The organism is Tabrizicola sp., from assembly GCF_041913445.1.
Classification (GTDB): Bacteria; Pseudomonadota; Alphaproteobacteria; order Rhodobacterales; family Rhodobacteraceae; genus Tabrizicola.
The window spans coordinates 1-13196 of record NZ_JAYSFG010000029.1 but is presented as its reverse complement, the minus strand read 5'-3'; the positions used below and the strand labels follow the sequence as shown (position 1 = coordinate 13196).

At 63.2% G+C, this 13196-nt stretch carries 12 protein-coding genes and 2 pseudogenes; 11 read left to right on the top strand and 3 right to left on the bottom strand.

The genetic code is table 11. The features are described 5' to 3' along the window. Positions 1-46: 46 nt before the first annotated feature. The 4 genes and pseudogenes from ACE3Q6_RS20400 to ACE3Q6_RS20385 form a co-directional block, all read left to right on the top strand. Entirely contained in the window at positions 47-565 is a 519-nt protein-coding gene (locus ACE3Q6_RS20400) for a DNA repair protein RadC (protein WP_282029546.1), read from the top strand. Positions 566-666: 101 nt separating this feature from the next. Further along, positions 667-1221, top strand: a complete 555-nt coding sequence (locus tag ACE3Q6_RS20395; protein WP_282029547.1) for a DUF6878 family protein — start codon at positions 667-669, stop codon at positions 1219-1221. Then, positions 1206-2234: an IS110 family transposase gene (locus ACE3Q6_RS20390; RefSeq protein ID WP_282029548.1), complete on the top strand. Its 1029-nt coding sequence runs from the start codon at positions 1206-1208 to the stop codon at positions 2232-2234. The genes ACE3Q6_RS20395 and ACE3Q6_RS20390 overlap by 16 nt, the downstream gene beginning before the upstream one ends. 319 nt (positions 2235-2553) lie before the next feature. Then, a pseudogene (locus ACE3Q6_RS20385) lies at positions 2554-2733 on the top strand (hypothetical protein); the annotation flags it as partial. 97 nt (positions 2734-2830) lie between these two features. On the opposite strand, the gene ACE3Q6_RS20380 reads toward ACE3Q6_RS20385, so the two are convergent. Together ACE3Q6_RS20380 and ACE3Q6_RS20375 are read right to left on the bottom strand one after the other, a co-directional pair. After that, entirely contained in the window at positions 2831-4846 is a 2016-nt protein-coding gene (locus ACE3Q6_RS20380) for a tyrosine-type recombinase/integrase (RefSeq protein WP_374436528.1), read from the bottom strand. A gap of 26 nt (positions 4847-4872) precedes the next feature. Further along, complete coding sequence (locus ACE3Q6_RS20375; RefSeq protein ID WP_374436526.1) at positions 4873-6015, bottom strand: tyrosine-type recombinase/integrase; 1143 nt, start codon at positions 6013-6015, stop codon at positions 4873-4875. 75 nt (positions 6016-6090) lie between these two features. Between ACE3Q6_RS20375 and ACE3Q6_RS20370 the strand changes: the two are divergent. The 6 genes and pseudogenes from ACE3Q6_RS20370 to ACE3Q6_RS20345 form a co-directional block, all read left to right on the top strand. Continuing rightward, a pseudogene (locus ACE3Q6_RS20370) lies at positions 6091-6312 on the top strand (hypothetical protein); the annotation flags it as partial. A 1-nt stretch (position 6313) separates the two neighbouring features. Further along, positions 6314-6511 (top strand): hypothetical protein, encoded by a 198-nt coding sequence (locus tag ACE3Q6_RS20365; RefSeq protein WP_374436525.1) that lies wholly within the window; start codon positions 6314-6316, stop codon positions 6509-6511. A 75-nt stretch (positions 6512-6586) separates the two neighbouring features. Next, positions 6587-7006, top strand: coding sequence for a hypothetical protein (locus ACE3Q6_RS20360; protein WP_374436523.1), 420 nt, complete (start codon positions 6587-6589; stop codon positions 7004-7006). Then, positions 6999-7643, top strand: coding sequence for an antitoxin of toxin-antitoxin stability system (locus ACE3Q6_RS20355; protein ID WP_374436521.1), 645 nt, complete (start codon positions 6999-7001; stop codon positions 7641-7643). The genes ACE3Q6_RS20360 and ACE3Q6_RS20355 overlap by 8 nt, the downstream gene beginning before the upstream one ends. 62 nt (positions 7644-7705) lie before the next feature. Next, positions 7706-7981, top strand: a complete 276-nt coding sequence (locus ACE3Q6_RS20350; protein ID WP_374436519.1) for a hypothetical protein — start codon at positions 7706-7708, stop codon at positions 7979-7981. Then, a complete protein-coding gene (locus tag ACE3Q6_RS20345; protein WP_374436517.1) occupies positions 7968-8741 on the top strand; it encodes a Fic/DOC family protein in 774 nt (257 codons plus the stop codon). The genes ACE3Q6_RS20350 and ACE3Q6_RS20345 overlap by 14 nt, the downstream gene beginning before the upstream one ends. Positions 8742-8756: 15 nt before the next feature. On the opposite strand, the gene ACE3Q6_RS20340 is transcribed toward ACE3Q6_RS20345, so the two are convergent. Then, positions 8757-9053, bottom strand: a complete 297-nt coding sequence (locus tag ACE3Q6_RS20340; protein WP_374436515.1) for a hypothetical protein — start codon at positions 9051-9053, stop codon at positions 8757-8759. Between the two features lie 176 nt (positions 9054-9229). Here ACE3Q6_RS20340 and ACE3Q6_RS20335 point away from each other — a divergent pair. After that, a partial coding sequence (locus tag ACE3Q6_RS20335; RefSeq protein ID WP_374436513.1) for a strawberry notch-like NTP hydrolase domain-containing protein occupies positions 9230-13196 on the top strand: 3967 nt, incomplete at its 3' end.

The following is a 13196-nucleotide window of genomic DNA, read 5'->3' as shown; positions in this document are numbered from 1 at the left end:
GATGAGGCGGGGAGAGAGGCTTCCCGCGCCGTCGGAGATCTCCCCCATGTTTGATTTGCCCCAGCCAATCCACCCCAGCAACGGCGTGCGCGGCGTCCCCCCGGGTTGTCCGTCTGGAAACACCGATCTCATTCACCCCTTCGCCCTGACTCTGTCGCGCCGCGCACCGGCCGATCTGATGTCGGGCCGAGCCGCGCCCCCAGTGCTCGCTCGCTTCGCGACGCTGGCCGACGCAATGCAGGGCGCGATCGATCATGCCGAGGGAATGACCCCGGATGCCGCGCCCCAGCTTCTGGCAATCCTCGACCGCGACGAGCGCCTTGTGCTGGCCGGGGCCGCCAGTGACCACGCCGTCGCCTGGTGCCACCCGGTGACAAGCACGGCCGAGGCGAGGGGCATGGTGACCGAGGCAAGCCAGCTGCGCGCGCAGGCGGGCCGCGCGGCTGCCTGGGGTGAGCCCGATCTCGCGCAGCGGCTGCGCCACCGCGCCGATCTTCTGGACGGGCGTCTCGTCGACCCGCTCTGGCGCACTTTTGCCGCCCGGGCGCTGCAGGTCGCTGCGTGAGGCCCGAGAGACAGAGAAGAGCAGGGGGGATTTGGAGCTTGTCCGGGAGAGAGAGATCGCCCGGCCCGGCTCCAATCCCTTCCCCTTACCGGAGACACCCGATGAATCTGACTGAACCCACCCTCACGCCCCCGATGGCACCCTCGACTATCGACATGGCGCAGCTCTTCGCGGCGCATGCCAAGCGCGCGGCCCGCATCGAAGCTTTGCGCCCCGGCAACAAGAATCGCCTCTTCGACGGCCTCATGGCCGACGGCATCACCCATGTCACCGTGACCTTCGATGGTGCCGGTGATAGCGGCCAGATCGAAAGCATCGGGGCTTGGTTCGGTGAGACCGCGGTCGAGTTCCCGGAGACCGAGATCGCATATGCCGCGCTGACCTGGGACGACCCCGAAGTCGAGATGCGGCAGCTCTCGCTGGTGGATGTCGTCGAGCAGCTTGCCTACGATTTCCTCTCCGACACCCACGGCGGTTGGGAGAACAACGACGGCGCCTGGGGCGAGTTCTGCTTCGACGCCGCGGCCAGATGCATCCACCTCGAGTTCAACGAGATGGGGTGGTTGCCGCCCTCCCCAGCGGCCACGCCTGTGTGTCAGGATGACCTGCGGCAGCAACCTTCATGCGGAGAGGACGAAGAATGTTGGAAACGATGATCGGTGTTGATTTGGCCAAATCAGTCTTTCAGGTGCATGGCGCTTCGATGACGGGCGTCGTGAGGTTTCGCAAGCGGTTGACCAGAAGCCAGTTCCGCCGGTTTCTTGCAACTGAGCCCAGGGCCGTTTTCGTGATGGAAGCTTGCGGAAGCGCGCATTACTGGGCGCGCGAGATGGTCAAGACAGGCCACGAGGTGAAGCTGATTGCCCCGCAGTATGTGCGTCCTTTCGTCAAACGACAGAAGAACGACGCGGCCGACGCGGAAGCGATTGTGATCGCAGCTCAGCGTCCAGAGATGACGTTCGTAGGCGCGAAGGACGAAGATCAGCAGGCAAGTGCGGTCCTGTTTCGGTCAAGGGAGCGCTTGATCCAGCAGCGCACGGTCGCGGTCAATGCGCTGCGGTCGATCCTCTACGAGTTTGGGCATGTCGTGCCTTCGGGCATTCGCAACATGCGGCGGATCGAGGAAATTCTCGCTGAAGAAAACAGCGATCTTCCATCTCTGGTTCGGAGCGAGTGCCTGGATATCATCGCACAGATTCAGGAACAGACGGCCCGGATCGAGGCGAAGACCAAGACGGCCAAAGAACTCGCCTCGAAGGATGATGTCGCGCGGAGACTTCAGACGATACCGGGTGTTGGTCCGCTGACGGCGCTTGCTGTTGAGACCTTTGCTCCCGAAATGTCGACATTCAAGGGTGGTCGAAACTTTGCCGCCTGGCTCGGGCTCGTCCCACGCCAGTTTTCGTCGGGAGGCCGCGAAAAGCTCGGCCGCATTTCCAAGGCAGGCCAGGCGGACATACGACGGCTCCTGATTGTCGGTGCCATGTCACGTTTGAACTGGATGGGCAGGAAGACGGTCCCCGAAGGGTCATGGCTCGCCCGCATGATTGCCAAAAAGCCGCGGATGCTTGTGGCAATTGCGCTGGCAAACAAGATGGCCCGGACGGTTTGGGCGATGCTGACCAAGCAAGAGGATTACCGAGAGCCAGCAACTGGCTTGGCGACGTAAGAGAATCTGGCGCCGGTTGTTGCTGGCGACAGAGGTGTAGGAAGTCGACGACCTGAATGGGCGAAATGATCGAACAGATCTGGGTCAGGAAAACCAGCGAAGCGCTCGGAGCGAAAAAGCCCGTCAACGAGTTCTGGACCTGATCCGCAGATCACCATACCGGCCTGCAGCCAACGACGCGGCTACAACAGAAGGCCTGACACAAGACCGCACTCGATCTGATCCGTTTAGGCTGAAAACTCCTTGCATCACTGGCGGCAACCACACAAGCGCTTCACCTCGTCCGAACTCTACACCCACGATTTCTGAGGGGGCGGCGATGGCACATCCTTACCACCACGCGCTGTCCTCGGTGAAGAAATGGGGCGGCGCGGTCGACGACTTCATCGCCGTGCATACTTGGTTCGACCAGAGCAAGGAGATCACGGCCGACTTCCGGCACCGGGCGCTCCGCCACCATGCGGAGGGCATCTTCATGGCCGTTACATGGACAGGCAAGCATAAAGGCGCCGGGGTCTTGGGTAGGAACAGGCCGACCGCCGCGCTCCCCAAAAAAGCTGGCGGTGGTCGGCCTGTTCCGTGTGCAGCACCTCATCTCATTCCAATTCCTCGCCGAGGTCGGTCAGGAGTTGTTCGACTCTTCTTGCGACGGCGCAATGACGTTCGATTTCGCGCGACCAAGAGCGGGCGCGCGCGTCTTCGGCGAGAGACAGTTCCAATCGACGGCGTTCGCGCAGCCGCGGCGCATAGCACGGCGTTGTGACGAAGCGAGAACAGTTCAGGTAAAGGTCGCATTCGCAAGGACCTTCCGAGGGCAACCTCAGACAATGTCCCAGTTCCAGCGCAGTCTTGAAAAAGTTGCTGCGAAGCCAGTCGACCGCGCTTTCGCCAAGATTTCCGGATCGGATCACTTCCGCTCCTGCACCCGCAATCATGGCGCCTGGTTCCAGAACGGACTGGTAGTCGCGCAGCACCTCTGCGTCGCTGATCCGCGCATATACCATCGTCATCTGAGGGCTTTCGTGGCCGAGGACGCTCATGATGGTGTGAAGCTTTGCACCGCGTTCTGCGAGTTCGGTTCCGAGCGTGTGGCGGAATCGGTGCATGGTCACGGTTGGCCTGCCTCGGGCGTCGACCAAGCCCGTGGCGGCACAAACCCGCTTCAATGGCGCACCAAACAGATGGCGTCCGCTCATCAGTTTTCCGCGCCAGACGAACACGAACCGGACGAGATCGCCTGTCCGTTCGTCGGGCAGCATTCGGTCTGCGACCTTAGCGCGGAGACCCAGCACAACCCGGAGGGCCTCTGCGGCCTCATCATGCAGTGGGATTTGGCGCTCACGGGCGGTCTTACCGACGGGCAGCCGAAGGCGCGCGGTGCCATCGGCGTATTGGTCGAGGCAGTCCACAGATAGGCGCTGAATTTCGCTGCGGCGCGCACCTGACCACCTAGCGAGGAGCATAGCTGCGCGCTGGAACGGATCGGAAAGCGCCCGGATTTCCTCCATCAGCCGTTCGAGCTCAGTACGAGGGATGTATCGGGGAATTCGGTCGGGCACGCGCGGCAGATCGCGTTTTGCCACGAGCGGCCATCGCGGCACTTCAGTCCACGCCCAGTCCTCGGCATCCTTGAAGAATTGTGCCAGCCGGACAACGCGTCCCCTCTGAGAATTCGCAGTGAGTGTTCGCCCGGTCTTTGGCGACAACTCGGTCTTCATCGCGTTCATCCAGCTGACGATGTGCTCATGCTTTACCTGCCCAAAGGTGCGCACTTCTGGTGCCGTTTTGGCCAAATGCTGCAGAAATCGGCGGGCGGTAAGCGCGTGGTGGTACACGGTGACCGGTCGCAAGTTTGGTGCACGGCGCACAAGCCATTCATCGATCAATGCGCCCATTTCATGCTGTGCCGCCTTCAAATCCGCCGATGGCATGATCTTTCGCGGCGGGTCCTCGACTTGCCCGCGGTGATAGAGTGCCAAGCGCAGCTGGCCGATCATCGTAATCCAAGCTTTGGAGACCAGACGATACCGGTCGCTCGAGGTCCAGTAGGCACCAAGATCTGATCTATCGCCGAACATCCGAACGGCGACGAGGAGCTCATTGATGTCGTTCTGAAGCAAAGCGCTGACCAGTCGGGGTCCCTGGTGAAGGGCGAGACGCCCGAGCGTCCACCGCATTGCTCGATCAGCACCCGCATAGACGAGACCTAGGTCTGTCGCCTCGCGCGCAAGTCTCTCGACACCGAGATCGATATCCAACAGCCGTGCCACGTCGTGAACGCAAAGGTCGCCGACGGCGAGCAGCCACGGATAATCCAATCGGAGATGCCCTTTCAGCGCCAGATAGTAGAGATAGGCGCGCGCGAAATAGGAGGGTCGATCCTGAAGGGTAGCTCTGGTTTGCCCGTTGATCCGACCGACACGAACTGCGAGCGGCGCGGCCAGCCATTCTTCAATGTCTGGCCAGGCCTCGACGAATTGCTTGCGCTGACTTCGGCGTTGTTGGACGAACTGCTTCGTCGGATAGCAGCGTTGTAGAAAAGCGTCGTATTCATCGGCCGAACAGTGGCTGCTGCGAAAGAGAGATGGGGCATCGATCGAACGTGCCTGCATCGCTGCCGCGGAGACTGGGCCCCGCATCACTTTGCGCCTTCCGCAGGGTCCTGCACCTTCTCGTCTGGAAGGCCGAGGGCACGGCGATATTCGGCGACAACAATCGGATCGGAAACCCGGGTGTAAACGCGGGTTGCTTCTGGCGATGCATGACCAAGCCTTCGCTGAAGCGTCAGCTCGCGCATCCCGGCCTCCCACATCTTTGTTGCATGTGTATGGCGCAGGGCATGTGGGGTCACCCATGGTTTACGTATGTTCGCACGATCGCACGCCCTCGCAAAAAGCTTGGCCAGCGCAGCGTAGGAAAGTGGCTCATGCCTGCGTGGGCCACTGCCACCGACCAGAAACAGGAAGGGACTGTCAGTGTCCTGTGGTCGTTCGGTCATGACATATCCGCTGACTGACTGCAGCGTTGCCGTTTCATGCAAATCGACGACGCGCTCAGATCGTGACTTGCTCCGAACGCCGCGCGGGTGATCGAAACGCACCCTAACGGTCACCCGTCGCCTGCCATATGCGATGTCGGCGAGGTGCAAGCCAAGCACCTCACCTGGTCGCAGACCGCCGTCGAGCATCAAGCGAATGATTGCCAGATCGCGGCGCGTTCGCAGCTGCGCGATCAGCGCGTCGACCTGCTCATCCGCCATCGGGCGGGGCAAACGATGGATCTGCCGCAACCGCACCGGGCTCCGTAAGGCCGACTGCGAGGTGACGCCAGTCAGGAACGGTCGATGGCGTTCAGCGACATGTGCGGCAGCGCGATCATGAATTCGGGTGATCGGGTTTGGGCCAGCAAAACGATCAGTGAACCGCGCCCATTCGAAGAATGAAGAAACCGCTGCAAGCACCCGGTTGATCGTCGCCGTGCTGAGCCGAGCAGATCGTTCTTCATCGGTCGCGGCCAACGACGGGTACGGCCCGGTGCCGTGGCGACGGCTCGGCTTGCTGCGCAGATGGATCAGCAAGTCAACCGCGCGCGCCGGTGTCAGCGCACGCCAATCCCACCCCTGTTCATCAAGAAAGGAAAGAAGATGCGAAAGATCGTGCTGATAAGCGCGCGCGGTGTTGGGAGAACATCCCGACCCATTCAGGTACGTCACAAACGCAGCAGTGGTTGCGGCGAGGGAGGACGGATCAGGGTCGGCGCCTTCAAGTTTTGCACCCACCATGGCGCATCTCCGACTGAGTCAAAATCATCTGCCACGATACCCCCGAAGTCGGTTTTGACCGACTCTGTCTATATAATGGCCGAGACGATTTTCGGCCAGATCCTCACGCTCTCGACCGGGCGCATCATCCCGACCCGATGGGTCGGCGAGCAGCATGTGAAGGAAGACCTCGGATTCATCCCGAGCTTTGCCGACTGGGTGAAGGCCATCCGGCCCGAGCCCTGGATGGGCCGGTCCGAGCGGATCGAAGCGCTGGTCGATCCACATCTTGCCTCACCCGTGGTCGAGGTCGCCTGAGATGACCGACCCCGCATATCAGCGCCTCGGCCTGCCCGTGACGGCCTCGCCCTTCACCGTCCTGCGCGCGGCGATCCGGGCGCTCCACCCCGACACGCGCGCCGTGCGCGGCTTCCGGGCCGCGCGCAAGCGTTTCTACAGGCAGATGCTCTGCGCGCATGCCGCGCGACGGGCGGCGGGCGACAAGCCCACCGGCTGATCGCTCTGCTCCATCCCTTCATACTAAGCCAGCGCCCGGCCTCTCGGCCGGGTCTTCCCCGTTCAGGAGGTCCCCATGGCGGATTACTTCACCCGTTTTTCGTGCCTGCTCGACGTCGGTACTTCGGTCAAGGCAGCCCGAGCGCTCTCGCTGTTCCATAGTTTGCGCGCGGCGGATCAGGACGCTGACGACCCGGAGGTCGCGGGCTTCGACCTCGTGCGCCAGGACGCGCCCGAGGGCAGCGCCCTCTGGATCTATGACGACGACCACGGCGACGTCGAAGCCGTCATCCGCTTCGTACTGCGCGTTGCGGAAGAGCTCGATCTCACTGGTCTCTGGGGGGTTCAGTACGCCCTGACCTGTTCCCGGCCCCGACTCGATGCCTTCGGCGGTGGCGCGCATGTCATCGATCTCGGTGCCCGCAAATCCATCGGCTGGACAAGCAGCCAGGAATGGCTGGCCGCCGCGCTGAACGGGGAAGACGCCGATGCCTGAGGTGATCTGCACCACCGTCTACCAGTTCCCCGAACTCTCGGATGCCGCCAAGGAAAAGGCGCGGAGCTGGTATCGCGAGCTTGGCCCCCACGACGATTGGTGGGACGTGGTCTATGAGGATTTCGAGAGGGTCTGCGAGATCCTCGGCATCCGCCTGAAAACCACGCCCGTCCGCCTGATGGGTGGCGGTACACGGGCCAAGCCTTGCATCTGGTTCTCTGGGTTCTGGAGCCAGGGCGACGGGGCCTGCTTCGAGGGCTACTGGTCCCACGCCAAGGGCGCGGCCGCGCGCATGCGGGACTATGCCCCGACCGACGCGACGCTCCATGGCATCGCCGACCGTCTGCAGGCCATCCAGCGCCGGAACTTCTACCAGCTGGCCGCCGAGGCCAGCCACCGTGGCCGCTACTACCACGAATACACCATGTCGATCGACGTCACGCGCGAGAGCACGACCTGGCAGCCGCCGACCGAGGACGCCGAAGAGACCGTGACCGAGGCGCTGCGCGATCTGGCCCGCTGGCTCTACCGGCAGCTTGCGGCCGAGTATGAACAACTGACCTCGGATGAGGCCGTCGATGAGGGGATCGTCATCAACGAGTACACCTTCACCGACGCCGGGCGGCGCTTCGGCTAGGCTGAAGGCTGTACTGCTGGAAAACCTGCTGTTCAGGTGCTACAATGCCTTTAGGAGTCAACATGCAAGTCAGTCTCAAGACCAAACCCAGCACGACCAAATCGCGGCATTCGGTATCCGATGTCGTCGGCCGTTTGGCGCGGATCAAGAAATTGAACTACGTTGCGACTTATGGTGACTTTCTGGGCGCCGCGATCACGCGGTTGGCAGATGATGCGGTGCGGCTGGACCACACGGAGCAGCTCCTGATCGAACTCAAACGGCGCAGGGTCATCACGGGCCGCAAGATGGTCCAAAAACTGGGCCAGCATCTGAAAGAGATCAATGCCCGCGCCTAAGCCGTTCGATCCGTTCGGTGATTTTGATCAGGCCGGTTATCTGCAAAACGTTCTGGGGCTTTCGGACCCTGAAGAGGTCAAGACGGTGGAACATACCACCTTCTTGGCCAACCTGCCCGATGCCATTGAAGCCCTGCGTACGAGCAAGAATATCACCTACCAGAGCTTCCTGGACACACACCGCATCCTCTTTGGCGACTTCTATCCTTGGGCCGGACACGATCGAGCTGAAGTCGCGGCCGACCTGCAGATCAGCAAAGGTCCCAAGGTCGTTTTCGCCAATGCGCCAGACATCCGCCGCGCAATCGACTACGGCCTTCGGCTTGCTGAAGCCCCAGGTCTTCGGCAGGTGCCGGGTGCGGTGATGGGATACTTCGCCCATGCGCATCCATTTCTGGACGGCAATGGGCGAACGCTGATGCTGGTGTTTGGCGAGCTATGCTTTCGCCACGGGTTCTCAATTGCCTGGGAGCGCACGTCCAAGTCTGACTATCTTACGGCCCTCACCGAGGAACTTGCGGCGCCAGAGAAAGGCATCCTTGATTGCTATCTGGCTCCGTTCCTCGCGGGCCCAATCAGACATGACCTTTACACCAAGTCATTGGAAGAATTGCCCGGACTGGACGGTCTGGATCGGTTCCTCGACGATGATCTCAAGGCCGTCGACTACCGATCAGACAAGGATGCTGCTTCTATTTATGCCGATGCAATGAAGGACCGCTACGCAGCTTACAAGGCGATCGCTGAACAGTCCAAGTGAGACTGTTTTCATCGCTCACTTGTTCCCGTCGATCCACTTCGACATCAGCCCTTTGTCGCGGAAGCATTCCTCCGGGACGGCGCGCCGTTTGATCCGGGCGAGTTTCTCTGCGAAGGCCACCTGCTTGGACGTGGGCAGTCGGTCCATTTCGGAGACCGGCTTCAGCTGGGACTGCGCCTCGATCCAGGCGCTCAAGGACCGGCGGTCCTGCTGAACCTCCCAGGGCAGGAGGGTCTGGTTGCGCAGGGCGAGGGACCGCGCATAGGCGATCTGCTTGGGCGTTGCGGGCAAGGCGTATGTGGTGCTGTCCATCGGGAAACTCCCTTGCTGGCTTGGTGTTCAATATAGAACATTACAGGAACAAAATCAAGCTGAGCGTCCGGGCGCGTCGGTTCGAGAGGGAGAGATGGGTGGGGGAAGATCAGGCCTGAGGGTGCCCGCGAGAGGGCGTCCGGGCCTGTCCCTTTCCTTCATCCCGGAGCTTCCCGATGACCTATCTCGCGCCTGTTGCGCCTCCCGTTCCCGTTCCATCGCGCGATCCCGCGCCCGCGATCCTCGCCGTCGCCGGAGCGCTGCAGCCCGACCTGGCCCAGGGCTTCCGGATCGACGCGCTGCGTCTGCGCCTCGAAATGGAGCGCGCCTTTGGCGGTTCTGATGCCGATGGCGCTTGGGACTGGAAGCTCGCTTATGAGGCGGGCGAGGTGGCGCTGGTCCTCTTCCTGCGGAAGTTCGGCCGTGCGCTGCTCGCCCGTTCCGGCTCGCCCGCTGCCCTGCTGCCGATCCTCGCCAAAGTGGCGGGCCTCTTGCCCACGCACACCCGGCGCTCGGAGGAAATGGAGCGCTTCCAGCAATTCTCGACGCCGCTGCCCATGGGACTGGCTGCAATGGCGGCAGCGCAGATCACTCCGCGTGACCTGGTCCTCGAACCCTCGGCCGGGACCGGACTCCTCGCGATACTCGCTGAAATCGCAGGCGGCAGCCTCGCGCTGAACGAGTTGGCCGACACGCGCGCCGACCTTCTGCGCCGCCTCTTTCCGGGCCGGCCTGTCACGCGCTTTGACGCAGCCCAGATCGACGATCATCTGGACGCAGGGTTGCGCCCGAGCGTGATCCTGATGAACCCGCCGTTTTCGGCTGTGGCCAATGTCGATGGTCGGACGACTGAGGCGACAGCCCGTCATCTGCGCTCTTCCCTTGCCCGCCTCGCGCCCGGCGGGCGTCTGGTGGCCATCACTGGCGCCGGTTTCGCGCCGGATGCGCCCGCCTGGGCGGAAACCTTCGGCCGTTTGACCGATACGGCGCATCTGGTCTTCACCGGCGCCGTGTCGGGTGCCGCCTTTGCCAAGCACGGCACCAGCTTCGAGACGCGGATTTCGGTCTTCGACAAATGCCGGGGTGGCGAGTTGGGTGGCATCACCGCCGATCTGGCCCTGCCTATGTCCGCCGATGTTGCCAGTCTTCTGTCCCGGATCGTGATCGAGGTCCCGCCGCGCCTAGAGCTGAACGCAGCCGTCATCGCTCGCCCTCAGCCCACTTCCTCCTTACTCGGAAATACTGCCCGTGCGGCCGGCCCCGCCGCTCGACCCCAGCGGTCAACGGCGTCGGCCAAGATGGATGCGCATGTCATCTCGCCGGATACAGAGAATCTGGCCTATTGTCTGCGCGAGGCCGCGGACGATCTTGGCGCTGCGCGCCTGTCGGACGCGATCTACGAGACCTTCCGCCTGCAGGCGATCGACATCCCTGGCGCGGCCCCGCATCCGACCAAGCTGGTGCAGTCGGCGGCAATGTCCTCTGTCGCACCCCCGAAACCCTCCTACCGCCCGAAACTCCCCGCGGCCGTTCTGCACGACGGCCTGCTCTCTGACGCGCAGCTGGAGACAGTCATCTACGCGGGCGAGGCACATGGCGCCTATCTCGCTGGGTCGTGGATCGTGGATGAGACCGGCGACATGGTCTCGGCTGCACCCGAGGATGCCACAGACGCCGTCCGCCTCCGTCGTGGGTTTTTCCTTGGCGACGGCACCGGGGCGGGCAAGGGCCGCCAATCGGCCGGGATCCTGCTCGACAACTGGTGCCAAGGTCGCCGCAAGGCGCTCTGGATCTCGAAGAGCGACAAGCTGCTGGAAGATGCGCAACGCGACTGGTCCGCAATTGGGCAAGAGCGTCTGTTGGTGACGCCGCTCTCGCGTTTCGCGCAAGGGCGCGAAATCCCGCTGACTGAGGGCATCCTTTTCACGACCTACGCCACGCTGCGCTCGGAAGAGCGCGGGGCCAAGAAATCCCGCGTCGACCAGATTGTCGACTGGCTCGGGGCAGATTTCGACGGAGTAATCCTGTTCGATGAAAGCCATGCCATGGCCAATGCCGCAGGGTCCAAGGGCGAGCGCGGCGATACGGAGGCCTCGCAGCAGGGCAGGGCGGGCCTGCGCCTGCAGCACAAGTTGCCCAATGCCCGCGTGGTCTACGTCTCTGCCACGGGAGCCACGACGGTGCACAACCTGGCCTATGCGCAGCGGCTCGGCCTCTGGGGCGGCGAGGATTTTCCGTTCGCGACACGGGCGGAATTCGTGCAAGCCATCGAAGCGGGCGGCGTCGCTGCGATGGAGGTCTTGGCCCGCGACCTGCGCTCGCTCGGCCTCTACACCGCTCGGTCGCTTTCTTACGATGGCGTCGAATACGAGATGCTGGAACATGCGCTAACCCCCGAGCAGCGCAGCATCTACGATGCCTATGCCGGGGCCTTTGCCATCATCCACAACAATCTCGCCGCTGCGATGGAAGCGGCAAACATTACGGGTGAGAATGGCACGCTGAACCGCCAGGCCAAGTCCGCTGCCCGTTCGGCCTTCGAATTCGCCAAGCAGCGCTTCTTCGGCCATCTGCTGACCTCGATGAAAACCCCCACACTGATCGCATCCATCGAGGCTGATCTCGCGGCAGGCCACGCAGCCGTCATCCAGATCGTCTCGACGGGCGAGGCGCTGATGGAGCGCCGCCTCTCAGAGATCTCGACCGAGGAGTGGAACGACATCCGCGTCGACATCACCCCGCGGGAATACGTCCTCGACTACCTCGCCCATTCCTTTCCGGTGCAGCTTTACGAGCCCTTCACCGACAGCGAGGGCAATCTCTCCTCGCGGCCTGTGGTGCGCGACGGCCAGGCAGTAGAATGTCGCGAGGCCGCCCGTAGGCGCGACGCGCTGATCGAGAAGCTGGCCTCGTTGCCTCCAGTGCCGGGGGCGCTTGACCAGATCGTCCAGCGCTTCGGCACCGATCTCGTGGCCGAGGTCACGGGCCGCTCGCGCCGCATCGTGCGGAAGGGCGAGGGCGCTGCCGCGCGCCTCGTCGTCGAAAGCCGGGCCGGTTCCGCCAACCTGTCTGAGACCGCCGCCTTCATGGATGACCAGAAGCGCATCCTGATCTTCTCGGATGCGGGTGGCACGGGACGCAGCTATCACGCCGATCTTGGCGCGAAGAACCAACGACTGCGGGTCCACTACCTTCTGGAACCCGGCTGGAAGGCCGATGCGGCGATCCAGGGCCTCGGCCGCACCAACCGCACCAATCAGGCGCAACCGCCGCTCTTCCGGCCGGTGGCCACGGATGTAAAGGCGGAAAAGCGGTTCCTTTCGACCATCGCCCGCCGCCTCGACACGCTGGGTGCCATCACGCGCGGCCAGCGCCAGACCGGAGGGCAGGGGCTGTTCCGCCCGGAAGACAACCTCGAATCGCCTTACGCCCGCGATGCCCTGCGCCAGCTTTACCGCCGCATCTATCGCGGCGATGTGGCAGGCTGCTCGCTCGGGGCGTTTGAGGATGCCACCGGCCTCAGCCTGACCGATGACAACGGTCTGAAGGATGACCTGCCGCCGATCACCACCTTCCTCAATCGCCTGCTCGCGCTGACCATCGACATGCAGGCGGTCCTGTTCTCCGCATTCGAGGAACTCCTCGATCAACGGATCGAGGGCGCTATCGCCGCCGGGGTCTACGACCTCGGGCTCGAAACGCTGCGCGCCGAGAGCTTCCGCGTCACCGATGCGCGGGTGATCTACACCCATCCCGGCTCCGGTGCGGAAACCCAACTCCTCACTATCGCGGAAAAGCGGCGCAACACGCCGACCTCCCTCGCCGATGCTCTGGACTGGCTCGACGACCCGAAGGCATGCCTGCTGGTCAACAGCCGCTCGGGCCGGGCGGCGGTGCAGGTGCCCGCCACCAGCCTGATGCTGGATGACGGCACCATCGAGCCCCGCTTGCGGCTGATCCGGCCAACGGAGGCGAGCACAGTTCCGGCCAAGATCATGGACGACACCTACTGGCTGGAAGCCGATCGCGCGGCCTTCAGCGCAGCCTGGACCACGGAACTTACAGAAGTACCGGAGTTCTCGGAGGCGACGCTGCATATCGTGGCGGGGCTCTTGCTGCCGATCTGGAAGCAACTCCCCCAGG

Bases quoted from the DNA above. Each gene is read 5' to 3' on its own strand.
- ACE3Q6_RS20390 (WP_282029548.1), top strand. From the start codon at position 1,206: ATGTTGGAAACGATGATCGGTGTTGATTTGGCCAAATCAGTCTTTCAG.
- ACE3Q6_RS20400 (WP_282029546.1), top strand. From the start codon at position 47: ATGTTTGATTTGCCCCAGCCAATCCACCCCAGCAACGGCGTGCGCGGC.
- ACE3Q6_RS20345 (WP_374436517.1), top strand. From the start codon at position 7,968: ATGCCCGCGCCTAAGCCGTTCGATCCGTTCGGTGATTTTGATCAGGCC.
- ACE3Q6_RS20360 (WP_374436523.1), top strand. From the start codon at position 6,587: ATGGCGGATTACTTCACCCGTTTTTCGTGCCTGCTCGACGTCGGTACT.
- ACE3Q6_RS20340 (WP_374436515.1), bottom strand. From the start codon at position 9,053: ATGGACAGCACCACATACGCCTTGCCCGCAACGCCCAAGCAGATCGCC.
- ACE3Q6_RS20355 (WP_374436521.1), top strand. From the start codon at position 6,999: ATGCCTGAGGTGATCTGCACCACCGTCTACCAGTTCCCCGAACTCTCG.
- ACE3Q6_RS20350 (WP_374436519.1), top strand. From the start codon at position 7,706: ATGCAAGTCAGTCTCAAGACCAAACCCAGCACGACCAAATCGCGGCAT.
- ACE3Q6_RS20395 (WP_282029547.1), top strand. From the start codon at position 667: ATGAATCTGACTGAACCCACCCTCACGCCCCCGATGGCACCCTCGACT.
- ACE3Q6_RS20380 (WP_374436528.1), bottom strand. From the start codon at position 4,846: ATGCAGGCACGTTCGATCGATGCCCCATCTCTCTTTCGCAGCAGCCAC.
- ACE3Q6_RS20365 (WP_374436525.1), top strand. From the start codon at position 6,314: ATGACCGACCCCGCATATCAGCGCCTCGGCCTGCCCGTGACGGCCTCG.
- ACE3Q6_RS20375 (WP_374436526.1), bottom strand. From the start codon at position 6,015: ATGGTGGGTGCAAAACTTGAAGGCGCCGACCCTGATCCGTCCTCCCTC.